Annotated in this window: 22 protein-coding genes and 2 pseudogenes; 1 reads left to right on the top strand and 23 read right to left on the bottom strand. The window is 41.3% G+C overall.

The window, feature by feature from the left end:
* Window positions 1-173: 173 nt before the first annotated feature.
* The 7 genes and pseudogenes from BLQ16_RS05145 to BLQ16_RS05115 all read right to left on the bottom strand — a co-directional run bounded on the left by BLQ16_RS05145 (window position 174) and on the right by BLQ16_RS05115 (window position 5,294).
* Complete coding sequence (locus BLQ16_RS05145; RefSeq protein WP_200781881.1) at window positions 174-545, bottom strand: ASCH domain-containing protein; 372 nt, start codon at window positions 543-545, stop codon at window positions 174-176.
* Window positions 520-1,617, bottom strand: a complete 1,098-nt coding sequence (locus BLQ16_RS05140; protein ID WP_091791675.1) for a hypothetical protein — start codon at window positions 1,615-1,617, stop codon at window positions 520-522. Before BLQ16_RS05140 ends, BLQ16_RS05145 begins: the two co-directional genes overlap by 26 nt.
* A gap of 13 nt (window positions 1,618-1,630) precedes the next feature.
* A pseudogene (locus tag BLQ16_RS05135) lies at window positions 1,631-1,933 on the bottom strand (AAA family ATPase); the annotation flags it as partial.
* 376 nt (window positions 1,934-2,309) lie between these two features.
* Complete coding sequence (tnpB, locus tag BLQ16_RS05130) at window positions 2,310-3,410, bottom strand: IS200/IS605 family element RNA-guided endonuclease TnpB (RefSeq protein ID WP_091791673.1); 1,101 nt, start codon at window positions 3,408-3,410, stop codon at window positions 2,310-2,312.
* A pseudogene (locus BLQ16_RS05125) lies at window positions 3,410-3,577 on the bottom strand (IS200/IS605 family transposase); the annotation flags it as partial. The gene tnpB and the pseudogene BLQ16_RS05125, both read right to left, overlap by 1 nt.
* Window positions 3,578-3,901: 324 nt before the next feature.
* The gene (locus BLQ16_RS05120) at window positions 3,902-4,624 is read right to left on the bottom strand and encodes a hypothetical protein (RefSeq protein ID WP_091791672.1); all 723 of its coding nucleotides are present in this window, start codon (window positions 4,622-4,624) and stop codon (window positions 3,902-3,904) included.
* Window positions 4,625-4,637: 13 nt separating this feature from the next.
* Window positions 4,638-5,294: a hypothetical protein gene (locus tag BLQ16_RS05115; RefSeq protein WP_091791671.1), complete on the bottom strand. Its 657-nt coding sequence runs from the start codon at window positions 5,292-5,294 to the stop codon at window positions 4,638-4,640.
* A 153-nt stretch (window positions 5,295-5,447) separates the two neighbouring features.
* Here BLQ16_RS05115 and BLQ16_RS05110 point away from each other — a divergent pair, with 153 nt between their 5' ends.
* Window positions 5,448-6,182 (top strand): hypothetical protein, encoded by a 735-nt coding sequence (locus BLQ16_RS05110; protein WP_091791670.1) that lies wholly within the window; start codon window positions 5,448-5,450, stop codon window positions 6,180-6,182.
* A 392-nt stretch (window positions 6,183-6,574) separates the two neighbouring features.
* On the opposite strand, the gene BLQ16_RS05105 is transcribed toward BLQ16_RS05110, so the two are convergent.
* The 16 genes from BLQ16_RS05105 to BLQ16_RS05030 form a co-directional block, all read right to left on the bottom strand.
* The gene (locus BLQ16_RS05105; protein WP_091791669.1) at window positions 6,575-6,889 is read right to left on the bottom strand and encodes a hypothetical protein; all 315 of its coding nucleotides are present in this window, start codon (window positions 6,887-6,889) and stop codon (window positions 6,575-6,577) included.
* Between the two features lie 11 nt (window positions 6,890-6,900).
* On the bottom strand, window positions 6,901-7,941 hold the full coding sequence (locus BLQ16_RS05100; protein ID WP_091791668.1) for a hypothetical protein: 1,041 nt from the start codon (window positions 7,939-7,941) through the stop codon (window positions 6,901-6,903).
* Window positions 7,938-8,462 (bottom strand): helix-turn-helix domain-containing protein, encoded by a 525-nt coding sequence (locus tag BLQ16_RS05095; RefSeq protein ID WP_091791667.1) that lies wholly within the window; start codon window positions 8,460-8,462, stop codon window positions 7,938-7,940. The genes BLQ16_RS05100 and BLQ16_RS05095 overlap by 4 nt, the downstream gene beginning before the upstream one ends.
* Window positions 8,455-8,703, bottom strand: coding sequence for a hypothetical protein (locus BLQ16_RS05090; RefSeq protein ID WP_091791666.1), 249 nt, complete (start codon window positions 8,701-8,703; stop codon window positions 8,455-8,457). The genes BLQ16_RS05095 and BLQ16_RS05090 overlap by 8 nt, the downstream gene beginning before the upstream one ends.
* The gene (locus BLQ16_RS05085) at window positions 8,700-9,200 is read right to left on the bottom strand and encodes a metal-dependent hydrolase (RefSeq protein WP_159427990.1); all 501 of its coding nucleotides are present in this window, start codon (window positions 9,198-9,200) and stop codon (window positions 8,700-8,702) included. The genes BLQ16_RS05090 and BLQ16_RS05085 overlap by 4 nt, the downstream gene beginning before the upstream one ends.
* 56 nt (window positions 9,201-9,256) lie before the next feature.
* Window positions 9,257-10,867 (bottom strand): Ig-like domain-containing protein, encoded by a 1,611-nt coding sequence (locus BLQ16_RS05080; protein ID WP_091791664.1) that lies wholly within the window; start codon window positions 10,865-10,867, stop codon window positions 9,257-9,259.
* A 293-nt stretch (window positions 10,868-11,160) separates the two neighbouring features.
* The gene (locus BLQ16_RS05070) at window positions 11,161-11,463 is read right to left on the bottom strand and encodes a hypothetical protein (RefSeq protein ID WP_091791662.1); all 303 of its coding nucleotides are present in this window, start codon (window positions 11,461-11,463) and stop codon (window positions 11,161-11,163) included.
* 14 nt (window positions 11,464-11,477) lie between these two features.
* A complete protein-coding gene (locus BLQ16_RS05065) occupies window positions 11,478-12,611 on the bottom strand; it encodes a hypothetical protein (protein WP_091791661.1) in 1,134 nt (377 codons plus the stop codon).
* 258 nt (window positions 12,612-12,869) lie between these two features.
* Window positions 12,870-13,571, bottom strand: coding sequence for a hypothetical protein (locus BLQ16_RS05060; protein ID WP_144019664.1), 702 nt, complete (start codon window positions 13,569-13,571; stop codon window positions 12,870-12,872).
* A 4-nt stretch (window positions 13,572-13,575) separates the two neighbouring features.
* Window positions 13,576-14,121 carry a DUF5697 family protein gene (locus BLQ16_RS05055; protein ID WP_091791659.1) on the bottom strand — a complete coding sequence of 182 codons (546 nt, stop codon included), beginning with the start codon at window positions 14,119-14,121 and terminating at the stop codon, window positions 13,576-13,578.
* Window positions 14,111-16,684: a VirB4 family type IV secretion system protein gene (locus BLQ16_RS05050; RefSeq protein WP_091791658.1), complete on the bottom strand. Its 2,574-nt coding sequence runs from the start codon at window positions 16,682-16,684 to the stop codon at window positions 14,111-14,113. Before BLQ16_RS05050 ends, BLQ16_RS05055 begins: the two co-directional genes overlap by 11 nt.
* 2 nt (window positions 16,685-16,686) lie before the next feature.
* Window positions 16,687-17,283 carry a hypothetical protein gene (locus BLQ16_RS05045; protein WP_091791657.1) on the bottom strand — a complete coding sequence of 199 codons (597 nt, stop codon included), beginning with the start codon at window positions 17,281-17,283 and terminating at the stop codon, window positions 16,687-16,689.
* A gap of 16 nt (window positions 17,284-17,299) precedes the next feature.
* Window positions 17,300-18,349, bottom strand: a complete 1,050-nt coding sequence (locus BLQ16_RS05040; protein WP_091791656.1) for a hypothetical protein — start codon at window positions 18,347-18,349, stop codon at window positions 17,300-17,302.
* A 138-nt stretch (window positions 18,350-18,487) separates the two neighbouring features.
* Entirely contained in the window at window positions 18,488-20,812 is a 2,325-nt protein-coding gene (locus tag BLQ16_RS05035) for a VirD4-like conjugal transfer protein, CD1115 family (protein WP_159427989.1), read from the bottom strand.
* 4 nt (window positions 20,813-20,816) lie between these two features.
* Window positions 20,817-22,226 carry a phage tail tip lysozyme gene (locus tag BLQ16_RS09635; protein WP_159427988.1) on the bottom strand — a complete coding sequence of 470 codons (1,410 nt, stop codon included), beginning with the start codon at window positions 22,224-22,226 and terminating at the stop codon, window positions 20,817-20,819.
* 9 nt (window positions 22,227-22,235) lie between these two features.
* Window positions 22,236-23,966: a CHAP domain-containing protein gene (locus BLQ16_RS05030; RefSeq protein ID WP_091791654.1), complete on the bottom strand. Its 1,731-nt coding sequence runs from the start codon at window positions 23,964-23,966 to the stop codon at window positions 22,236-22,238.
* Window positions 23,967-23,994: the final 28 nt, after the last annotated feature.

Here is a 23,994-nt window from a genome sequence, read left to right as displayed (position 1 = left end):
ACGCATTTCTTCGGTTATACTTGCCATGAGAGATACTCCTTTTGATACTTTGTTTTTTGGTTGAAACTTATTGTATCAGAGTATCTCTCTTTTTTATTTGTTTCTGTAACATATGTCTTATCACATTACAAAGAAAAAGTCACGCTGCAAATTCGTACAGCGTGACAGAAGTTTTAATCAAGATATACATATGATTGTGGAGCATGACTGATTCCGTAATCCGATAGTTCCTTTGGTTCTTCGTAGACCACCACGTTTTTCAGCTTATAAGCCACTGCGGTATGTCGCCCACGGTAATAATCATAGAAAGCCTTCCGAGTGATGCCAGCTGCATGTTTGGCAATCTCCCATATTTTTGTCGGGCTTCCCTCTATGATCTCTTTGATTTCGGCCTCACCAACGACCTGCTTTTGAGGCGAAGAGGAGTAAAATACAATTTTTGTTACGCCGTCACGACATCGCTTTTTTCGGAACTCATACTCCTTTTTACCTTGAAGAATTACATTAGCATATTTGGGTTTAATCGATAATAACATTGTCGACATCTACATTACCCTCCCTGAGAATTGTTTCGAACTGAGTTTTCGTATAACGGAAATTCATAGGGTGGGTTCCCGGCCAGCAGTCATTATCTTTCAACCACTTCCAGTTTACATTATTCCCGGCTCCAAAGTAACCGTAATATAGCAATTCAATGAGCGTTAGATTCGCCCACGTATCATATTGCGTTTTCAGTTCATATTCGTCATATACAGATTTGTTTCCTACCATATGGAGGAACTCGTCATAGCTGTATTGTGCGACGCCGTTTGACTTTATCTCTTCGATTCGGGTGGCTATACAATATGACGTAATAACCGATTTATAGCCGGGCTTTCCTTGATCTCCGGTGTATTTCCGATAGATAAGGACTGGTTCTCCAACTTTGAAAGCAAGGCTATACGGCTTTCCGAGGTAAACCTTCTTAAGACCATTAGCAACGCTAATATCAACTCGTTCCTGCAGGGTATTTGCAAGGTCAGAGGAAGGAAACATTGTATCGTGATAGGCCATGTCTATGGCGAGGCAGCCTGCCCGGTCAATTTGTTTGCTGATAAAAGGGAAGGCTTTACAGGGATCAGAAAAGTCAAGATTCCGGCGATCTTTGATATAAACGCGCTCTCCATTCAGATTGTTTCCTGCATATGAAAAACCGTATTTTTCAAGAAGGAATATAAGGCTTGTGTGTTTATCAAATACAGTTACATAGATTTCATTGGAGCCAGAGTCTCTCCAATTCCACAGAGTAAGACCAAGGGCACCTTCGCCGATGCGTTGATGCTGATAACGCTCGTCGATTTTTATTGTTGTTATCTTAAGACGTGAATCTCTCGGTAAGGTTGTACCATCCTGCAAGGGAATAGCTTCGATTTCTCCGTGCTTAATATTTATAAAGGCACCGATTCCCTGCTCATCCTCGAAGACCAGAGCCTTTTTACCTTCGGCAGCTTTTTCTGCGAACCATTTCGGAAAAGCCTTGCTTGTAGCAGTGCCCGGATAATCAGCTTTCAGCGAATCGAAGAACGGATCGCTAAGATTAATTTCAGAAAAAGGTCTACGCTCAAATTTGCCTGCCATATAGATTTCCTCCTTATCGTGACTTAATAAAGTCGAGAGCTCGTGGAAGATCTTCAGAGCCCGTTGAAATGAAAAGCATGGCTCCAATTTGCGCGGCGACTTCTTCCGCGTATTTTTGCTCCTCGGTTTGGAAAGCATCGATACTTTTCAGGGTGACATCTATACCATCGCGTTCTTTCCTGCGATGGGAGATTACTTCTGGTTTTTCTGTTAAGAGAATGATCGCCTCCGGTTTAAGGGAAGTAAATGTATCGACTGAAATTCTAGTCACCGTCCCGCTTGTGTCAAGCAAGCAGAAATGGCCATCAAGAATAAAGTTACGATTACTCGCAAGATATCAACCAGTATATATACTGGTCTTTATTAACAGCAGCTCAGCCCTACTGCCCATTCTGGGTACTTCCACCAAAACTATTCTGAGTTCAGTTGTGGTTTCTATTTAGTTAGTCATGCCCTTATTGTATAATGTTTGTTCTCTATAGTCAACACAAAGTATGCAAGAAGCGCCTTCCCGAAAGAAGGCACGATTTTTTGACACTCCCCACAGCTAAAGCAGGGGGATTCTTGCTTCAACCACTACTGCATTTGCTGATACCATTTGGTATCTCAATGTCTTACACAGTGTCCACAAGCTAGATTATACTGTTCCCGTATGCCCTACGGTGCAGGTCATATGTTCTATTGTTTTATGTTTACGATGCTGACTGCATTTGCAGTCCTTTATTCAGTATGTTGATACTTGCGTTGGTGTCCCTATCATGCTTTGTATGGCACTCCGGACACTCCCATTTACGGATTGCAAGATTCTTTACAAGTGGATTTTTAAATCCACAACAGGAACATGTTTGGCTGCTTGGATACATGGTAGGCACTTTTACAATGTCATTCCCGTACCAAATAGATTTATAGGACAACATATCAAAAAACTTAGACCACGACGCAGAACCTATATGCTGTGCTAATTTATGATTACGCATCATATTTTTTACTTTTAAATCCTCTATGCAGATAGTTTGGTTTTCACGAATCAACATAGTGGATTGTTTTTGTAAAAAATCGTTTCTTTGATTAGTAATCTTTTCATGTACTAAGGCAACCTTAACACGCTGTTTATTACGATTGGCTGAACCTTTTTCTTTGCGTGACAATTTCCGTTGTTCACGTATGAGCTTACGCATTGATTTTTCAAGGTATTTAGGGTTGTGTACTACATTTCCGTTACTGTCGGAATAGAACTCTTTAATACCCACATCAATGCCAATCTTACCACCTTTATTACTCATTGGCTGTGGTTCAAATTTCACATTCAGAACAGCAAAATATTTATTCGTCGGTGTACGCTCAATGGTTACGTTATTGATTTTCCCCACTCCCATAGTTTGACGGATTTTCACAAAGCCTAACTTGGGAAGTTTTATATATTTCCCTACAATACGGATATTATTGCCCTGATTGATTGTTCTGTAGGACTGGCGGTGATTACGTTTACTTTTAAATGTCGGATGGGATGCACGTTTCTGAAAGAAGTTTACAAAACCTCTGTCAAGATCACGCAAGGACTGTTGTAAAGCAATAGAATCTACCGCTTTAAGAAATGCAAAATCATCACTTTTCTTTAAGTCTGTCAGCATTGCAGAAGTCTGTGAATAGCCAATTTTATTGCCATTCTGATACGCTTCGTTACGCATAGCAAGACCTTTATTGTAGATAAGCCTACAGCATCCAAAAGTTTGATTGATTAAATTTTGCTGTTCCTTATTCGGATAGATTCTAAATTTAACACCTTTTTGCATTATCCTAATTTATCCTTTTGTCTTTGCGATGTTTTCTGATTTTCGATATATTGCTTGATTACATCAAGCGGAGCACCACCAACAGTTGATACAAAGTAGCTGTTTGTCCACAGTGACGGTATTCTTGTTTTCAATGACGGATATTCACTTCTCAAAACTTTCGAAGTCCCCATAGCTAAAGCAAGGAGTTTCACGACACGCTAGATAAGTTTCTCCTTATAAATACTCTACCAACTGGTAGGTGATGCGTACTTTGCTGTACTGTTACCATACAACTGTTCCGACTTCAACTCGACAATGATATAAAGGCTTTTTGCATACATATCACAAGGCTGTTCTTATTCTGACCTAACTTAAACATGTATGATAGAGCAACAGTCTGTTGCGTCAACTGTAGGTATCATGACCTAAATATCGTAGTATTCATTTCTGAACACTAAGTCTGGTAAACCATTTAACAGAAAACCCATTACCTTTAGGTGGTGGGTGGTTCATTTCCAACCGCAAGCCAGCGCTTGACCACCTATCTTTTCCCTATCTATCTTCTCTTTTTCCAAATAAAGTCTTAGAAATCGCAAGCTCTCGCTATCTTGAATAACTTTGCCATGAGCAGATACATCTGTGTAGCGGGCATAGTTTTGGCTGTAAAAGTAATCCATTGTTGTATTAAAATACATTGTCATGAAAATGAGAAAGTTTATCCTGGGTTCAAAATCCGGCTCAGCCTCTATTCTCCGCAAGCTGTTTTTCAAGGCTTGGGAGACCTCTTTACCGCATAAATCAGGTATCGGGATGGCCCTGTCTTGTGCCAGTTCTTGAACTCGCCTGTTCAAAGACGCAGCTCTACTTACATAGCTTAATTGCCCTTCTACCTCCAGATTAGGACATTCTTCTACTATTTCCTCCAAGAGTTTAGGGAGCGGTGTAATGCCCTTTTCTCCAAAAAAGAGAGAATGAATACTGACATTAAACTCACTATAGGCTAGTTTCCTCATACTATCCATCGGCACACTAAATCTGCTTTTTAGAAACCGTGAAAAGCCCCCTCTGTTGACGCCTATATTATCTGCAACAGTCCCGGCAGTCTTTCCGCTTGCTTCTAGAAAGCCTTTAACTCTCGCGGATGCCTCATTACGCAGAGATATAGCAATCGGTAGTGAGGCTTCGTATTTCTTTCCGACAGGAAGCTTGTTCCAATCAGCTATTATATCCAAATTCCTCTCCCCCTCACAAAAGTTTAATGCCTTCGAGTACAGTCTGTTTAAGATAGGGTTGTAAAAGAGCAAAAATAGCGAGCAGATCTTCTACTTCCGAATCTTCGCTGTAGATATATGTCGGCATTCCGGCATTTAACACCCAGTTCATAGGAATACCTAACTCTTTAGCAGCAGCCGGCAGTTCTCTCGTCGGAATCGTAGTAGACCCTGTCCTGTCTTCCCATGCCTTCTTTAGATATTCATTCTGGAACTTACGCCGACCTTTAGGGAGTGCTTGTTTTGCATACCCTTTTATCCGTTTAGAGGGGGTTGTTTCGTTAAATGACTGCCAGGGTTCAGGCAGAAGACGCTCCATAGATGCTCTTAAAGCAGGAAACCTGCTATGGTCTGCCTGCCCAGCTAATTCCAAGAAAGCTTTCTCAGGCTCTTCCAAGGGGTAGAAAGATATGTCACAAATACGAAAAACTTCTCTTATCGTTAAATCATAGGTCACCGCAAAATCGAAAAGCATGTCGTAGGTCATTCCTCTGACATCATTAGTATTTATATTTTTGCTCTTATGGCGTTCTTTAAAAGCTTCCAAACGGCCTGGATCACGCTCTCCATATGCTAAGAGAATTTCCCGAATATCTTCTTCTACCCTTTCACGTTCAAAAGGAATTGCCATATGTTATCCTCCTTGCTGGATAATGTTTAACTTACTTAACAGTAGACTACCACTTTAGGGATTTTTAGTCAACCAGCAATAGACTTAAAGTTATTTCCGTGGTACTATGTATTTTAGGAAAAAGTATCTTTTGCATTCAGGAGGTATCCAAAAATGACGGATAAAGAAATCCTTTTACTCCCTCGACGAGTATTTACCTTTGGTACTTTGATTAGAGAGGGCCGATATGATGAAGCTGAAAGGAAACTGTATTTAATAGACGAAGATGGGAACTTAACAGGAACAGTGTTAACAATAGAAATGCCTGAAGAAGAGGATTTTGCTAGTGGCAGCACAGAAAAGGAGATTTCTCCATATGTACAAACAACTAACGATCCGGAGGAGCCACAAAAAGGCCAATATCAAGATAAAGTAAATCAGCTTGGACCCAGATTAGCAAAAGAGAAAAAGCGCCTTAAAAAAGAGGCCCTAGCGGCTCGTAAGCTATATAATAGCACAGACCTACCGGCAGGGCTCGAAAAGAAGGTCATCATGCAGTACTTAATGGCAGCCGGAGTGCTTCTCTTTTGTCTGTTTTTAGCTATTACAGAGGGGCGGCCAAGCTATTTGCTAGGTATTGTTGTATCTCTAGGTTTGGTATACCTAGGCCTATCAACAAAACTCGACTTTGCTTCAGGTAAGATTGTAGAGCAGGCCGTTTCGGCTGTAGACGTTAGACCTATCAAAACGAGAAACCGGACCAAGGTAGTATTCGCCACCAGCGATGATATCCCCTCCTACTTTACTTTTATTGTGCCGGGTAAGAAAGAGTTTAATTTAAACGGAGTCTATGTCATCTACTTCAGAGAAGAAGAACCCGGTGTACTTTTAGGCTATCAAGCTCTCTAAACAAAGGAAAACCCGAGCGGCAATTAAGCTGGTCGGGTTTTTATCTAGCGTGTACACACAACTCATAAAAAAAGCAAGCCCGGAGAAAGGAGGCTTGCTTTTTTCCGGCCATTAGCCGAAGGAGAAATGAATGGAGAAGTATGCAAAATTTTACCTGCTTCTCTAAAAAAGAAAGATAGAAGTGAGGCCATGCTCTAACCTCATTATCATATTACCACTTTTACCATCCTAAGTCAACTTCTTTTGGACGAGATTTCATGGAGATGTTTTTAACTCAGGGTGCCGCCTTCCGCAAGCATGGCATATCTGACTAGATGGAAACCATTTATCTGTTTCTGTAACATATGTCTTATCACATTACATAAGTGCTTAGGCGTAGGGCTATATTCAATTCAAGGCAAAGCCTCTTCTCTTTCCCCAACAAGCAGGCACTCTTCTCCATCTGTTAGGGCTATATGGTACTTATCAGCCATGGGTGGTATTTTCTTGGCTATCTTGGCTCTTAATTTAGCCAGCAGGCGCCTTATTTGTATTTCTTCAGTACTAGCGGTATCAAAGGAGATTTTCAACTTGTTATAGCCTAAAATACCAAGGCTGAAGGCTTTATCCGAAGCTAAAAGTCTGTCTATATCCTCTATTTGTCTTAGCCCTTCCATTATCTCCCGAAGGGCTTCCTTTTGTTCTTGGGTATCTAATATCCTTGCCATTGTATCACTCCTTAGCTAAAGAATCCAGGCGGGGCCAGTATGACCTGAGGGTTTTTAGGGTAGATGGGATCATATCCAACCAGCTTCAAGTTTAACTTATCCTCTCCTGGAGCTGCCGGCTTAGAAAGGCCAATAAGCTGAGTCTTTGGTGCAAAATAAACAGTTACAAAGCCATATCTATTTTTTTCTAAAGGCAAATTGACAGCTACCATATTGGCACAATTGGTAATGTCTTTCTTTTGGGCTACCTTTTTCTCTTTATCCAAGTAACGGGGGAAATAGGTCATATTATGCATATGACAAGTAGCACCTTTTCGGGCTCTTTCTTTCCAGTCATCCGGAAGGTCTAATTCAAGCTTGTCGGACACAAAGTTAATGGCTTGATCTATGGCCTTATCCCTTTCTTCTCGGCTTATTTCTTGTTTCTCAAAAGCTTCTGCATTTTTAAGACTATCTATCCGGTACTCACCTGTTTTTTTGTTATAGGTAATCGTAAGGTCTGCAATAAAGAGAAGCTCACCGCTATCTCTGTCAACGCCCCGGATAGAAATTTCTGTGCCGTCACGCTTGCCATCAAATAGCTCGTCATCTTGCCAACGAACACCAAAGTCCTTCTCATTCATATAACGACTCGGGCTCAGGTCAATCTGGTAAAACTGACTGCGTAAAATAACGTTATTTTCTTTAGATAGGTTTACGGTACCTTCCGTCTGGTCTTGTCCACGGCTCATATCTAAAGGGACTCGACTGGATTCAACATAGTAACCAATATTTCCTTTGTAGTCACTATTTAGGTTCAAGTAGATCCAGTCATCTTTTATCTTTTTCCCCAACCCGGCAGTTAGGGTGCCTTTATCAAATTTGTATTGCACGATCTCGTCATTAGCATATTTTGTATCCGGCGTTAATTTTTCTTCTTGCCTAGAGGATGTTTCTTTTTCGGGTCCTTCTACTTCAGGTCCCCTTAAAATAAGCTTGCCTAAAAAAATTCCTAGGGCTATGCAGCCTATAATGGCAACAACGAGGAGCAGGTTTTTTTGTGCTTTATTCACGATTCGTCCCTCCCACGTAGCTGAACAGCATAGATTTCCTGCAAACTAAGTCCAGTATAATCCCTTATCTTCTGAGCTACCTTGTAGCTCATGTGGCTCCTATATCCACCTCTTAGAATGCTACTGAGCTTATTTGGCTGGACGTTTATTGCCCTAGCCAATTCTTTTATGGTACATCTGTTTTGATTGAGCCAATCTGTAACCCTTGGATAGTACTTACTTGTAACAACCGGTTTCTTTTTACTTTTAAGGGTTGCAAAGACGTCTATTACTTCTCCTGGGTAAAGATCAAGTTGTTGAGATATTTCAAGGCTGGTACGGCCCAGAAAGTAGTAAGCGATTACTTGTTTAGAAAGACTATCCGGGATAGGCGACAAGGTACAGCTACCTCTCACTCCCGGGAGATCATCTAGGATTTGGTAGATGGTTTGTCCGCAATAGCCCATCTTATCTGCAATATCGTAAATGCTGCTTTGGTTAAGACGTTCAAGGCATATGGCGATTTTTTCTTCATCAGTCAAAGAGAACACCTCTGGTTAAGAAAGATTGTAAAAGGTCTTTGCCTGAAAGGATTTCGCGAACATAGGGGGAGTGGTCTGAGGAGAAAAATATTTCTGCTTCTTCAACCTCCATTTCTCCGTTTTCTATGGCAAGAGAGGCTGTCATTAAGGCGAGTTCTTGAAAGAGCTCTGCTCGTTCCATATGGCTTTCAGCCAACTTAGTTAATAGTGATACCTTTTCTTTTGTGTAGGGGAGGTTCATAGCTGTATCATTCCTTTCACATGATAGAAACATAATAGAAACGCTGTAATGTTAAAGGCCATCCGAATAACAAGTTCTTCTACACTAGCATTTTTCAAGTTGGCGATATGAAATTTCACCGGCAAGGGATACAAAAGCGGTATGCCTTTGTGGTTAAGCATATCCAACAAAAGATGGCTTACCATACCTGCTGCAAAGAATATAGCTAGGTTGTGGTAGTCGGGCAAGAGAATTTCTAGGAAGGCAAAGAGAATAACGACTAATAATGGAGAGTGGGTTATTCCTCTATGACCAAAGCTTTTATTGATGGCTAGGGCTAATGGCTTTACCATATGCCCCAGCTTACTGTCTGGGGTATCAATATCCGGAAAGAGGGAGCCAATGCCTGCTGCACTTAAACAGGCGAGGCTTTCTGTAAGAGGCATCTGGAAGCGGTCTAGGGTTAGAAGTCCAAGTCCTATAGCTAAACCGGCTATAAAGTGAGTTCCTCCTTGCAAAGCTAACAGCTCCTTTCATCATATGGTCGCATTAATCATTTATAGGCAATTTGCGACTATTTTACGGTGACACTAATGGTATAGGTCTCCCCTTGCAAGGTTTGAGCCTTTATGACGGTTGTGCCTTGTTTTAAGCCTATAACTGTCCCTTCTTTGACAGTAGCGATACTTGTATCATCTACCAGCCATATACAGGTCTTATTAGGTTGCAATTTTTGTTTACCGTTAAGGGAGAGGTTAACAGCACCCGGGGTAACGTTAAAACTTTCGGTATTGCTAATTTTTATGCCACTTTTCCTAGCCGGATTTTCTTTGGCTGTAGGTGCAGGGTTGTTTTGCCGGTTAAGGGCTGCTTGTTGCTGTTGAGATTGAGCATTTGCTTGCGCTTGGCTTAATTGATTTTGCTTTTCCTTGAGCGCTTGTTCTCTGCGATTCAATTCTTGCTCTCGTTCTTCTAGACCTTTCATCCGGTCGTTATAACTACGCTCCCGTTCTTTTTCTCTTTCATTATCCGCTTCTTGTGCTTCTTGACGTGCTTTTTCTGCTTCTTCTTTTTCTTTTTGCTCAGTTTCTTCTTTCTCTTTAGCCTCTTGATCTTCCTGTTCCCGTTCTTCTTCTAATTCTTTTTCTTTAGCGGCGTCCTCCTCTTCTTGTCGTTCTTCAAGTTCGGAAAGTTCGCTGTCGTTAAAGTCACCGGAGGCGGCACTATCCGGCAGGCTGCTTTGCTCTGTTTCTACAGGTGGTAAACTGGAATCGTCCGGCTTATCTTTTGCTTGACAGCTTACCAGCCTGAGTAACATAAGGGCAATTAAGATACCGGCCGCTAGGAGTACCGGCAGGGGTGGCAAATTCTTTTTTCGCTTCTTTGGACGAGCTTCTTTTTCTTTGTTACCGCTGAGTTTTTCTTTCAGCCCACTTTTTTTCTTTTCACCGACTGAGGATAACCTTTCTATTTCATTTCTCAGTTGACTGTAGATAAGTTCTGGGTCTAGGCTTTCTCCCAATATAAGCTTTTCAAGCATCTCCCGACCATCTTCACTGAGAATTTGAGGGGGCTGGTCAATGTTTACTGTTTCCAGTGGGTCTCTGTTGTTGAGACGATTCCATAGTTGACTGCAAAGAAGGGCAGATTCACTGGCTAATGCTTGGTCCAAGGGAGGAGTGTAGTAAAGGACTTTATCTTCCGGGTCATAAACCAAGGACTGAAGCAAGATGTTCCCTGTTTCTTGAGAGATGCAAAGGTCTTCGTAATGAATGACACCCAGTCTGCTCTCCAATCCATTTAGCCATGCGTTAATCTGGATGAGGGCTGCGGTTACTTGCAAATGAAAGATGGCCCGCTCTTTTTCTGTACTTTGACTAAGGTCTACTGCGGTAAGGGGCGGTTCTTCTTTGATGATAAACTGGTAGTCTATTTCTTCTTCCTGAGGCTCACTTTGGCCCATATCCAGGCAGGTGTTAGCGACATTTTTAAGGTTTGCAAAAAGCTGGACTTTGTCCGGCTCATTTTCTTCAAATAGGAGGTGGATGGGGGTATCCGGTTGGCCATGAAGGCTGAGAAGTAAAAGTGTTTCTTGACCAAGTGTTATCCTGTGCAGGCTATTTCTTTCTGTTTCTTGCAAGAGTTCGCTTCGTTCTGCAAGTTCCTGTTTGTTGTATAGCTCCATTATTGGCCTCCTTTCTCTTCTTCGATGGCTGCAATAATCTTTTCCCAGTCAGGGTTATTTTTTAGGTCCAAGGTTCTGTCTCGGTCGTATTGTTGTCTTTTTTTTATCTTGCTCGTTGTAGATTTTTCTAATCCTTTTATATTTTTCAGGGTTCTGTTGCCGTAACCGCTTGGCTCCTGCGTTATCTCTCCTGCGAATATAGGCACGGTTACGCCGGTAGTATTCTCTTCGCTTGGTTAGTATGTCTTGGTGATTTTTATTCATTGGCTATTCCTCACTTTTTGCTTGCACGGTTAATGGCTAGGTAGGCTATCATCATGAGGGCCAATAGTCCTCCGCCTAGGATAAAGAAGTGCTTTTTGCTTTTCTGCTTGAGCTTGGCTGTCTGTGATGATGCTGGTATCACTTCGCTCGGCTTGGAGGTTCGCTAGAGCTTGGTAGTTGATGCTCTCGCCACTGCTGACTGTTTCTACAATGGCGCTAGGGATTTCTGCTGCTTGCGTAACATTAGGGGCTATACTCAGCAATATGACCGAGGCCAAAAGGCTGGATAGTATTTTATGCTTGATTTTATTTTCTTTGCTTGTCTTTTGCATAGTGATGACTCCTTTCACATGTAAATATGGTCGCACGGGGTATCCGGAAAAATTCTCCGGTAGTATTCTTCCTGCCAAGGCAGGCAAAGGATGCGAAAGTTCCTCGGATAATCTCGAAGCTTTTCTAGATCTTTGTAGCTTAGATATGGACTGAGGTAAACGTCTTGTCCTTTTAGGCTAAGCGGAAAAAGCTGCTTGTTATTTTTATCATAGGGGCCCTCTTTTGTAGCTGCGCTAATAAGGCTCTCTTTTAGGCTCTCGCCATAATCTAGCCAGGTCCGGGCGCTTGCTATACCATCTTTATTTTCAGGGAAGACGTAAAGGCTATGAATGTATGAACCTAGTTGCTCGTCTGCTCTCCGCTTTTTTCTTTTATCCAGAAGGGTGTCTGCAAATATTTTTGCGTTTGGTACTAGGCAGGCTGCACTAGCTTCACGAGGAACTACATTTCTTTCGATAAGATGCAGGTATTTTACATAGGCTGGTAATTCTGCTTTGAAGTGCCACTTGCTCCACCCAAATCCTTCTTCGCCTAGACGGTAAAGTAAGAGCGACTGACTTTCGCTTATTAACACGCCGGCTTCACGTCCTATTCTATATGGGGTGTCGCAGCTATTTGCTTGTCTAAGTTCCTTAAGCATTTCGTCTGAGCTTACAAACCGGTAGGGGCTCAAGGGGTTCACAAGCATATTTCTATCTTGCAGTTCCTTTAGCCCTTGATTTACAAGCGTACCAAGAGAGTGGGCTACATCTTCTCCGTTGTAGATGTATAAGGGCCTATAGGATGCACCTAACATGGCTGAGAAAACTGAGACTGTACTTTTTTTAAGGTAGCTGATGATTCTCTCATGACTACTGCCAAAGCCTGAGATATTTAAGCTCGGGGGCAGTGGCGTTGCTGCTATGAGCTCAGGGTAGTAACTGCCCGGGATGGAAACTTCTGTCTTGAGGTACTTTAATCCATCAAGACTCAAAGAGTAGCAACTTTCTTTATAGGGCCTTGAATTGATTTTGTAGTTTAAGGTGCGCTCTTTTATAAGCCTCTCTTGGACCAAACTTTTAAGGGATGCATAGGTTGTCGCCATGGAGCCGGGAAGCTGGAGAAAGGTTTGCCTTGAGATGTAGCTGTGGTAGAAAAGTAAGAGCAAAATCTGCTCTTTCTTGGATAAGGTAATGGCTCTCACCTCCTAAAATGACTTGACTGGGAGTGCTTTATATTCCCTCTTTAATAAGTTTTCTCAATCCGGCCAAAGCCCTAACCTAAAGCACATTTCAAGCTCTTTAGGCTTACCAAACGCCCCATAAAATACCCGCTTTTGGAAATCGCATGTTTTTTATCGCTTTACGCTGCTTTTTTCTTATAATTATCGTTCTTTCATGATAAAATCCGATTTTTTCAGGTCATTTTACGTCCTTTTAGACATATTTTCTTTTTCTAAAGTTTTTATCCAGCTTTCAATTTCACTCAAACCTGGAGCCTTCTTATAGTCACCGGTGACAATAAAATAAGTCCCTTCTTCAAGGGTATCGTCAAAAATTGAAGCCAAATAAAAGCTACAAGCTCTAGGACTATCACCAGCTTTTAGATAGTAGGCGATAGCATCTACAATAGCTTTACTGTCAATATTATCGTTATCTATCCCACAGCTATCACTTGCTCTTATTGAAATAATTGAGATATTTGCCTGGGAAAAATTAGACAATTTCTTTTTATTTGATTGCAACAGAAGCTTTACTTCATCAGCATATAAGCTACTAAAGACCTTCCTTTTTCCTTGAGAATAAATTGAAGGTAGAGATGGCGTTTTGATACAAAAGCGATCTTTTTCAAAAAAACCTTTTATAGAAAAGGCGACCTCTCCTGTGTATTCTTCTGCTTCTTTCGATGTAAGGAAAAGAGCTTCTTCATCGCAAATAAGATTCGTCACATCTTTATTAAGCTCATACAAAGCTGGTCTAACTCGCTCGATTTTTATCGCTTCCTTAGCAGAAAAAAAAGAAACATCCTCCATATATTTTTTTATTTCAGTGCCTAGCTTTTCAATTTTAGCTAAGCATTTTTCCGCTTGTCTTTGTTTTTTTTGAATTATTTTTTCATCATCAATCAACAATCTATCCCCTTTCCCAAGTGTAAAATATAGGCTTTCTCTCTTTATCTAGCAGACAAAAATTATTAAAATAGAAGTTTTTTAACTCCTCACCAACGTCACGATTCGGCACCAAAACTGTTCGAACAATTTTATATTCTCCGTTACTTATTTTTTCGTTTTCATACCTTACTTGTGCTTGCCAAGCTTCTTGGACGGTTTCGCAGGAGCTTAATTCTATAGCCCTGTCGTCTTTAAGAAGAATTAAAAAGCACCTCGGAAAGGAAAGCCTTGAGAGATCTATAATCTGCTTGCTGCCAATAGAAGAGACAACCCATAAGGCTTTGATGCGCCTTTTTGCAAAGCTATCAGCTATTTTCACTTCACGCCCACTTATGATTAGGTCACCGTCTTGCTTAAATACACAACTGCGAACAAGTTGGCTTAGGGCTTGCTGAATTGTATTTTTATCGGCTTCATCACTAAATAGGCTCACTAATTGCCCTACTTTTACAAAACCTACAGCCTCTATAAAGTAAATTAAATTATCTCTCAAGTGCTTATAAATCATGTTCTACGCTCCTCTTTTTTTGTCTCTCAAGAGCAAGTTGACGTAATTCTTTAGCGTCTGTAGTGATAAGATCGTGCTCGATTTTGGATGCTTTAATATCAATGAATACATGATTAGTATTGGCTGCAAGCAAGCAGGTACCACGCTTAATGCTCTTAATTTCCTCTGCTTCCTCTACAGTTAAGTCCATTGCTTTTGCTACAACTAGAGCCTCCCTCGGCTCTGTTTTCATGAGCATTTTTGTCTTAGCGTTATTGATAATCCCTGCTCCATACATGCCATCTTTTAAAGCAAAAAAGTCATTTAAGTCCTGCGTTGCACAGACAGCAGAGCCACCATAGCCACGAATGACTTTGAAAATTTCAAGAACAAATTCAGCAGCCAGTTCCGATGACCCCGGACCAACTAATCGCCAAGTCTCATCAATAAAGATGACCTTTTTCTTCGTTCTGTCTTCTCTTGCTTTGTCCCATGCATAATCAAGAGCGATAAACATCCCAATCGGGAGTGTTTCCTTTGTAAGAGAAGAAACATCTAAAACGACATACTTATTATCTAAATTTACGTTCGTAGGTTGATTGAAACTATTGGCTGAGCCTGAAACATATCTTGTCAGTACACCATACAAGCGACTGTCTTTACGGCCCATTTCTTCTAAAGTTTTATATAAGTCACCCAAGATAGGCATCTCTTTGTATGCGCCTGTCTTAGGGTCCACCAAGGAATCATTAGCAGGCGTAATCTCAAATTTTTCGTAGGTTTTTAAAAGAGATTCGTCAAGAAGTTGCTGCTCATCAAAGGTAATATCTTTCAAAAGCAGCGTAAAAAAAGTATGAAGTTGTTGAATTTTTTTTACCAAGATAGACTCTTCCGGAACAAAATCCGCCTCAAAATCATCAAGACTTTCAGTTTTTTTACGGATTTCCATGATATTGATATTATTTCCACTTCCCGGGGCAATCCGAATGAAAGAGCCTCCGATAGCAGCACAGGCACGCTCAAATTCAATCCCCTTTAAGGGAGCAATAATAAAAACTTGCGTTTGTTTTTGTCTCAGTCTTAGTGCCATACATTGCAGCGTATAGGTCTTACCTGAGCCAGACGAGCCGAGAATGGCAATGTTGGCGTTATTGTATTTCGATGTGTCAAAGGGATCTACAAAAACTAAAGAGCCATTATTGGAATTGGCTCCCAATAGAATGCCATTCTCATCAGCCAATTCGTAACTAACAAAAGGATAGGCCGAAGCGAGGTCTCTTGTGAGACCATTTCTTCTAGCTTTAGCCCAAATTCCCGAGTTGCATTGGCAAATGGGTAGAGATGATTTCCATGCTTCTAACTGCTGAAAATGACAGGGCTTAACACGAATATCATTGCGAATACAATGGCGCTTAATGGCTTCATACTTGTAGTTAAGTTCTTGTAAGCTGCTTGCTGTAATGGTAATAAGACTTGCCATATAACAAAAATCTTCACCTGAAGATAGACCACTTTTAAGATAATAACCGGACTCAATAGCACCGTGTAGGTCCTCAAAATCTTGAGATGTATCTTCTGTTTCTCTCATTCTAACCTTGTTCCAACGCAGCCGATATTGAAGCTTTCTTTGGGTTGTTGCCACGTTTTCCTTATGGATCCAGAAATCAACATCAACCCCTTCCCCCATATTAATTAAGAGCAGCATCCAGCCACCTAAAGCCCGAACCGGGTAAGAGTTCCCTGGAATGTAGCAGTACATATAGAACAAATCATCAACAACAAGATAGCGAGGACTGGACCGGTCATCAATGATAGCCGGGGCAATAAAATCATTAATCGGAATATGCAAATCTTTTCTAGAAAAATCCATTTGTCCTGCTGCATACCTGCCAATAACCTCATATTCTCTGTCTCTTGCTGACCGTATGCTTGACTCGCTTCGGCTCATAATAGAGTAGAGAACTTCAAGCACATATTCATCCGAGCTATTCACAGAAATGAATTCATTACCACAATCCTCTAAGTCTCCAGCAATATTTCTAGCCTCTTTTTCAAGCTCTTGTTTAACTTGGTCAAAGGTTGGGCGATGCTGAAAGCCTGTCTTTTGTTCATACTCAAAAATTAGAAAAAAACGTCGAGACACCCCTTGAGTTGAACCGACTGAAGAAATCAGATTAATCTGTTCCTGCTGTAACCTTTTACAGTGATTATTCTTTTCAAGAGCCATTTCATTCTTTATTGTCTCTATAAAATGGCTGACATCTGCTCGCTTTGATACCACTTTAAATTGAATATAGTTCGGCATGTTCCTCAAAGCTTTAGCAAAACTTGAAATAATACTTGCTTGCTCCCCGTAAGAACGCAAGCCAAAGTTAATAGGTGACAGTTCCATTATTTTTACAAAACGACCATCTTTTGTGATGATGATTCCATCTTTTACATCCCGAATAGGCGAAAAGGATTGAGTACTGACAATCTGCTCAAGTTGTTTTGGCTTAGCTTTATTTCTATTTGACTTTCGACTATCCCTAATAGAACTTTTTAATTTTTCTCTATCCTTAAAAAAAGAAACATCCAGTGGCATACTTATCGGCTCCTTCCTTCTGTTGGGTCTTCAACTTTCCCAATATGGATAAGGCTTGTCGGTTCGTTGATGTCATAAGTGCCAACGCCTTTCATACGTTTGCTATCGGCGTAAATCCCAAATAATTCTTCATCATCAGCAAATTCAAAGGTTTCACCTTCAATAAGAGGCTTAGCAGACATTCGTCTCCGTCTATTTTCTACAGCATTATCCCAAGCATCAACTAACTTATCCTGTAATATCTTATCTTCCATCATGGCCTCCAAAGGGGCCTTGGCCAGAGCTTGAGTATGAGTGTTGTAAAGCATAACTCCACGATTTTGTAACCAAGAATAGATGTTACTGACAGATACAGAAAAAGGGTCTCCATTGAACCCATGATAGCCCACAAGAAAAAAAGGCATACACAAAGTAACAATGGCAAAAATCCGGATGTTAACGTTTTCTATTGGAATAAACCAAGCAAAAGCCGCAACAAAGAGGGCAATTAATGCCCCCTCAATGAAGTTGCGAGTCTTAAAAATCCCTTTAATAATTCGGGACTCATCTATAAAGTTTTCAGGAATGTTATATACATTAGGCTGTTCATCTTTGATCAACCGGAACACCCCTTTCTTATCTTAATGAACTGTGAGCCCTCTGGTGCAATGAGCGAATACGAACATAAACCATGCCGTCATCGGTAAAACCAATGACTGTTACCCGGACAATATCTCCCAGATGAAAGCCCTCATTTTGAACTGCGCTTGAAGGAATAATGCCTGTAAAAGCGGCCATGTCATATTGGTCAAGGTAGAGGAAAACGGTCACCTTGCCGGCATCTTTTCTGACAATATTAGAGATAGTGGCTAGACACTGCTGCCCCTCTTTTAAGAGCGTTCCCTGGTAAGGCTTTTTGAGATAGTTATGGGCCCCTCTAGGGTCAACCTCTAGCTCTATATGCCCATCATTTTTGTACTGAATTTGCGTAATAATTACAGGTAGGTCCTGTCCAACAGTAAACATATTTTCCAAGTCACGTCTATTTTCCATATAGCGAGCAGTTACTCTATTGGCAGGGATAAGAACATCCACTCCGGCTACATTAACTGCTAGCCCCTGATAGCCTGTGGTGACAACCGTTGCATTGATAAGGTCATTTTCTTGAATGCGAGGCCTATCTTTACTGAAGTTTCCTCTTTCCATTTCAATCAATGCGTCTTTTCTGGAACCCAAGATAAAATAATCGCTGGGTAAATCTAAAGATCCAACCTCATCTGCATAGGCTTCTTTAACAAGAAAAGGAACTTCCAGCCCATACATTCTTTCGCAAAAGGCCTTCTGTCTATTCAGAAGTTCTTTCTTACCTCTTTCTGTTCTTGTATCAATAAAATCCAAATTAAGCATTTCATTTCCATCTCTAAAGATTTCATTAAACGGAATCGTTGCCTTAATTGTGCCGTCAACTAAGAGTTCTAAAGCAGCGCAGCGTTCTTCTCCCACCTCAAAACTTGTCACACTTGAAACAGTACCGTAGAGGAACTCCTTGTACCTCTGAGCAGATAAAATAGCGTTCCACTTGGTAATAAATTCTTGCTGCATGACATTTCTAAGCTGACCGTCGCGTCTAACATTTCTGATGACTGACTCCTCGTTTTGTAAGATTTTTTCTTTTTGTTCTGACATGTATATCCCTCTTTCTAAATAAAAATACATTGCAACATCCGGCATGAATATATTACCACGTTTATCTTTTATGTTCAATTTTAATAGTATTAAAATTAATTAAAAATAGCTCTTCTCGTAAGAAGAGCTATTGATATTTTAAAAAGGATTATTAATTTGAAAAGAACTACTTGTCCTGCTCCTTTTATCTAACATAATATCACCTCCATTATAATCGCTTTCTGTACTAAATTTAACTTTTACTTCGGGAGGCTCTTGGCTATTTCTTTCTTCTTTATTTTTTTCAACGATTTGTTCGGCTTCTCGATCAATCCTTACCTTATTATCCTTTTCACTTTTATTAGTATTTTTTAGTAAATCTTCCTTTCTTAATTTATCCTTATCCAAAAGCCTTGTCTTATTATTTAAATCTTTCTCAGAAGTCCTAATATCCTCTACCCAACTATCAAAGTTAGTTAACGACCTATCCCCCTCGAAGCTTATTTTAGGCTCTAAAAGAGCCGCATTTTCATCCATTTCCCCTGCTTCTTCCGATGAGATGAAATGCTCCACAAAGCTTTCTTTTATTTTCTTCATGGCTGAAATACCACTAGCTGCAATGCCGAGAGAATCATAGCTCCTATCTACTTCAAAGGCACGAGGATGAGTTGTGTAATATTCTTCCAGCCGAATAATTTCTTCTTCCCTTTTTCTACCTCGAGCATCTTTATCCCAAAATGGTATTAGATCTGATTGATATATTTTCCTGAGTTTTTTAGCCTCCGGGTGTAAAACATGAGGGTATTTATAGGCAAGGATTGGGTCATGCCCTTGAAAAACAATAAGCAACCTATCTTCATCTACCTTAAAAAGCTCATCCAAGGACAACAATGCTCTTCGCCCCTCACCTATTGAAGAGCGACTATGAGTATCCATACCGGTCATACCTATCATACTTCTACCAAAGTCGCGAATATACTGGTCAGTCTTTGCTTCTACAGTCATATTACCTAAGCGTTTTGTAAATAGATCTGAAGTGAACTGATCATTTATCCCCAAGGAAATCATTGTAGAACAGTTCGCTAAAATCGTTACCCAAGTATTCGGATACAGGTTTTGAAGTTGGGTGATATCTTGAAATATCATGGTCGCATTTATACGCCGCTTGCGGATAGTAGACATTTTCCTATCCCAATCCGGGAGCATACCGATAGAAGGAAACTCATCCAGTAGAAAGTTAACTGGAACCGGAAGCTCACCGGCTGCGTGATATTCGTTAGCCTCTTGCTCATCGGCTAGGCTAACTAGCCGGGTAGTCAACATAGAAAAGAAAAGGGATGTTATAAACCTGTAGGTGTCATGAGAGTCCGGGAAAATACAATAGTAGGCACAGAGTTCTTTTCCGGGCAGCTCAAGATCAATGTCATTTTGAGAAAGAACCGAACCTACCGGGCCGGATTGAAGAATTTGTAACTGGGTTGCAAGGTTCGTAATAAGGTTGCCCCGCAAATTCGGAGACCCTTGCTTAAAGGACAGATAAGGCCCCAGCGCCGGTCTTGCTTCCAGCGGCATATAATCTGGGTCAAAAAGCTTATCTAGATATGCCTCACCGCCTTCATTTTGTATGAGACCATATACCGTGCCGATATTCTTATCTTTAAAGTCTGGTCCTAAAAATACCCGTAACACAAGGGCTTTCAACAAGGAAAGCGGCCCAGTTGAATAGATGCTAGTCATATCATCGCTTACGTTAGAGATAACGGTCTGAGCAAAAAACTGAGCATCTAACTCAACGGATTCCGGTTTAATAGACCGCATACAATCCCAGCCATCTGATAGGTCTAACTTTGTCAGATCAAGACGCCTGACAATATATCCACTATCTTCTAAATATCCTGCTGTATCTCTATATAGACCACCATCCGGGTCAGTTAAGACTAACGACTCACGGCGTTTTGCAGCCTGAAAGATAAAGTTTTTCGTAAAGGTATAGGTCTTCCCTGTCCCACTGGCACCAACGACCGCTATATGAGAGTTGAGACGATTGACACTATCCATCCGGCGGTTGATTAACTCCTTTCCGCTTTTGTCCATCTGCCCGTATATTGTTCCATAAGCATCTTCCGGCTTTTGTACGAGTGCAGCCTTCTTAAATTCTTCTGGCGTTTCAAAATGGCTTTCACCATACGAAGCTCTTTCTTTAGGAAACCTAAAATTACGCCCTAGGAGGTCACTTGAATATTTTTTACGGAAATCATACAGACCGTATACAAATAAGCCGGCGAAGAGAATTTCAAAAGTCACAAAAATCAACACTGGGAATCCTCCAACACGACACATAGTAACGAGCCTAAGGGGATTATAGGTATGTTTTTGCCAAAAAAGTAGGCTGGCCACAACCAGAGAAAAATAAAGCGCCATAGCTTGCCCAAGCATAATTATCCCTATGATGCTTTTTGCTTGTTTATCCTTTTCAACGCTCATTGTCTCACCTTCCAAATACCGGCCAAAGCTTTGTTTTAGCCATGTGTCCCCTCGAACGAGGTTGACCAAAGCTGTCTGCCGGGCGTTCCCATTCTTTACACCAATACCTTCCTGCCTCATAGGCACCGGCATCAGTGTTGGGAATACGAAGCATATAGTCGTTTATTTTACCGTAAGTGCCTTCAGTTTCATGTTTTAGGTACCAGAGCTGACCTTCTAAAGTTTTCTCTGAATAGCCATTATTCTTGCACCAGTTGACAAGACTTGTACGTCTAGGCCCTGTCCACTGGCAAAGGCCATAACCACCACCGCCTGAGTACTCATTAATGTCCGGTGTAAAACCGCTCTCGTGCTGTATATTTGCCATGACACCACAAGCGGCAGCTGCTGAATAACCCATTTCATCAGTTAAGAAGCGGAATACTGTTTCTTTATTTTGCTCCTTATCCCCATCGGTATAATTAGACTTGGGGTATTCCATGGCAACCAATTTACCGTCTGCAAATTCCTTATCCTCTTTCTTGATGGTGAGCTTTTTTACTTCGCCCTCATAATCACCGACAACGATTTCTAAATCGCTTCCACCGCTACCGGCAACGATGCCAATATGGTCACCAAAGAAAAACAGATCTCCCTTCTTAGCTTTATAGCTGGCCCCACCGTAATTTTCAAGCTCAGAAAGGCTATAGGCCTTGAAACCTAGAGTGCCGGTCAAGTTCTGGTAAGCAGCCGCTTTACTCGCCGTTTTCTTCCAAAATCCACCGGAATCTAACTTTGCTTTATTCATGATGTAACTTACAAAGATGGTAGACCAAGGTTTCTTTTCCTTTACTTCTTTTCCGAAGAACCAAGTGGTGTACTTATTTATACCGCTTCCGGGCGGTTCCTCTTTTGTTCCCACTTCCCCAGCAGCTAAACTAGCCACTTCTTCAGCACCGGCCTTCTTATTCCCAGCTCGGCCACTACCTTGCAGTCCTAGGTGTTCACTGGTGATTTCTATCATATCCCCCAAGAACTCTTCCTGCCAACCGGCTTGACGCTTAAAATCCACTAACTCTTTTCCGCCTATCTCTGTTTTCCAATAGCGGATTTTACTTAAATCGTCTTCCCAGCCGTAGGCGGTTTCGTTAGCTTCCTTGAGAACATCCGGGTCCTCATTAAAAGCCTGTTCCATCTTGCCGGTTACATTAAGTCTTTTAGAGATTGAGGCTTCTTCTGGTTTCATAGCTGGCTTTTTCTTTTTATCTGCATTCTCAATTGATTTAGAATCCTTTTTATCAGGCACCTGCCCTTTATTCTCTTTGGCTGAAGAAGCGTTGACACCTGTAGGCCCAATTTCTGTGGCATAAGCTGTCTCAGCCAAAGGGCTAAGGCAGCAAAAGACAATCAGGCAAGAGCAAATTATTTTTTTCAAAGCAATCACCTACCTATTGTTTACATAATCAATTACATCAATGTAGTAGCACTTAGCGGCTTCTTGAGGTGTATATTTTTCGTAGTGGATAACTCCATTGGCTTGAGACCCCCACCATTCCGTAGTGTAAACGTTGCCGTCATCATCTACTTTTTCAACAAAAGCAACGTGACCATAACGACCCGGATTAACGTAGGAGCCACCGGCTGTATATACGGCTACTTCCCCTGGCATACACATAGCTGCACCCGGAAAGGGATGAGACCGGTTTACCTTCATGCCATATGATGCCGCATGAGCGGCCCACTCGCCACCGTTACCCATTACCAAGTTGATGGATTTCCCTGTCACTTGATAGACTCGGTTAAAGACGTGGGCTGTACACTGTAAAGCGCCCCCTCTGTTAAGCGGATCATAGCCCTTAACAACGCTAGGGATACACTCCCCGGAAAGGAAACCATATTCACCCATATCCATGCCAAAGCCGGATGAACCAACCATGTTAACGCTAAGTTTAGAAATCATCTCTGTCTGATCTTCTTTTAAGTGGCCAATCCAGAGACCCATGAGGTCTGCAATCTCCGGCAATTCTCTTGGCGTTACGTCTATGTTGACGTTAACTTCAGCAACAGTTTTACTGTTGCCTTCATCATCTGTGACTGCATAAGTAGTAATATCCCACTCTTCCGGTTTAGGCACCTTTACTTTTACAATAAGATCTGTGGCTGCACCTGAAAGAGCGGCGTAATTAATCATGGTGTATTTGCGTTCTTTTTTAGGCAAGCCCTTATTCTTTTCTCGGAAATAGTTTCTGTACGTGTATTTTTCCTGCTTCTTCTGTTCTAAAAGATATTCAGGCAGGTAGGTCCCACTCCAAGTTTTCACTTTACAAGGCACGCCATAAACATCAAAAGAGGTTGTGCGCTTTTGCTCGCTCTCTTCTCCATAATAGCCAAGCCACTTGGCTAGAGATGAAAGGCGAACCTGTTCTAAAGAGCCCGCCTCACCAACCATATAAAGGCCACAAACAGCAGCAGAACCAATATCTGATAAGTTGTACTTGTTGACGTTTAGGTTGACATTGATTTCATCATAATTCCCTTTTTCAGATACCTTGCTTTTGATCGTCTCCTTAATGGCGCCTTCATGATTGTCTATAGCTTCTTTAATATCATCTCCTCGTTTATCCACCTTTTTTCGGCAGACCTCCATCTTTTTCTTCAAAGTATCTTTTTGAGCTTTTTCATTGTAGGCAACTTGCAACTCTAGACCGTCCTTACTCTGTGGGTCTACTTTATCATCGTTACCCTGAAGAGCCTTGGAAAAAATGTCCTTTGCTATAGTAGCCCCCATTTTAACACCCTCTGTTATTTTTGCTATTTTTACGTTCCCGGTACTACTGTAAACCTGTGCCTGATATTCTTCGGCATAGACTTCAAAGTAAGACTGAGCAGCTTCATAACCCGAGCTAGGAAGAGCATACAAAAAGAGAACGATAAGGGCTAGAAAGCAAGCTAAAGCAAAGGCTATTGCCTTTCTAGCCGTCTTGCTGGTAAGAAAAATACCCAAAGGGCCACCAAGAGCACCTGCCCCTTTACTAAGAGCGGCCTGCCCTGCCTTTTGAGCGCCGAAAAGTTTTTTTGCACCCTTAGCGGTATTCTTTCCCATATTGACAGCGCCTTTTACCTGTCTGGCATCTTCTCTTGTGGAATCCGCCAAATTTTGATCTTGCTGAGACATATCACACCTCCTTTGAAAAAAGCCGAAG

Origin of the sequence: Peptococcus niger, assembly GCF_900101835.1 — a bacterium.
Lineage (GTDB): Bacteria > Bacillota > Peptococcia > Peptococcales > Peptococcaceae > Peptococcus > Peptococcus niger.
The sequence above is the reverse complement of the archived record's forward strand: the minus strand, read 5'-3'. Positions and strand labels throughout refer to the sequence as shown.

Coding starts and splice junctions, on each gene's coding strand:
- BLQ16_RS05050 (WP_091791658.1), bottom strand. CDS start 16,684: ATGCCACTGGATGTTTCTTTTTTTAAGGATAGAGAAAAATTAAAAAGT.
- BLQ16_RS05090 (WP_091791666.1), bottom strand. CDS start 8,703: ATGAACCTCCCCTACACAAAAGAAAAGGTATCACTATTAACTAAGTTG.
- BLQ16_RS05030 (WP_091791654.1), bottom strand. CDS start 23,966: ATGTCTCAGCAAGATCAAAATTTGGCGGATTCCACAAGAGAAGATGCC.
- BLQ16_RS05070 (WP_091791662.1), bottom strand. CDS start 11,463: ATGCAAAAGACAAGCAAAGAAAATAAAATCAAGCATAAAATACTATCC.
- BLQ16_RS05110 (WP_091791670.1), top strand. CDS start 5,448: ATGACGGATAAAGAAATCCTTTTACTCCCTCGACGAGTATTTACCTTT.
- BLQ16_RS05035 (WP_159427989.1), bottom strand. CDS start 20,812: ATGAGCGTTGAAAAGGATAAACAAGCAAAAAGCATCATAGGGATAATT.
- BLQ16_RS05055 (WP_091791659.1), bottom strand. CDS start 14,121: ATGATTTATAAGCACTTGAGAGATAATTTAATTTACTTTATAGAGGCT.
- BLQ16_RS05105 (WP_091791669.1), bottom strand. CDS start 6,889: ATGGCAAGGATATTAGATACCCAAGAACAAAAGGAAGCCCTTCGGGAG.
- BLQ16_RS05115 (WP_091791671.1), bottom strand. CDS start 5,294: ATGGCAATTCCTTTTGAACGTGAAAGGGTAGAAGAAGATATTCGGGAA.
- tnpB (WP_091791673.1), bottom strand. CDS start 3,410: ATGCAAAAAGGTGTTAAATTTAGAATCTATCCGAATAAGGAACAGCAA.
- BLQ16_RS05040 (WP_091791656.1), bottom strand. CDS start 18,349: ATGTCAGAACAAAAAGAAAAAATCTTACAAAACGAGGAGTCAGTCATC.
- BLQ16_RS05145 (WP_200781881.1), bottom strand. CDS start 545: ATGTCGACAATGTTATTATCGATTAAACCCAAATATGCTAATGTAATT.
- BLQ16_RS05140 (WP_091791675.1), bottom strand. CDS start 1,617: ATGGCAGGCAAATTTGAGCGTAGACCTTTTTCTGAAATTAATCTTAGC.
- BLQ16_RS05080 (WP_091791664.1), bottom strand. CDS start 10,867: ATGGAGCTATACAACAAACAGGAACTTGCAGAACGAAGCGAACTCTTG.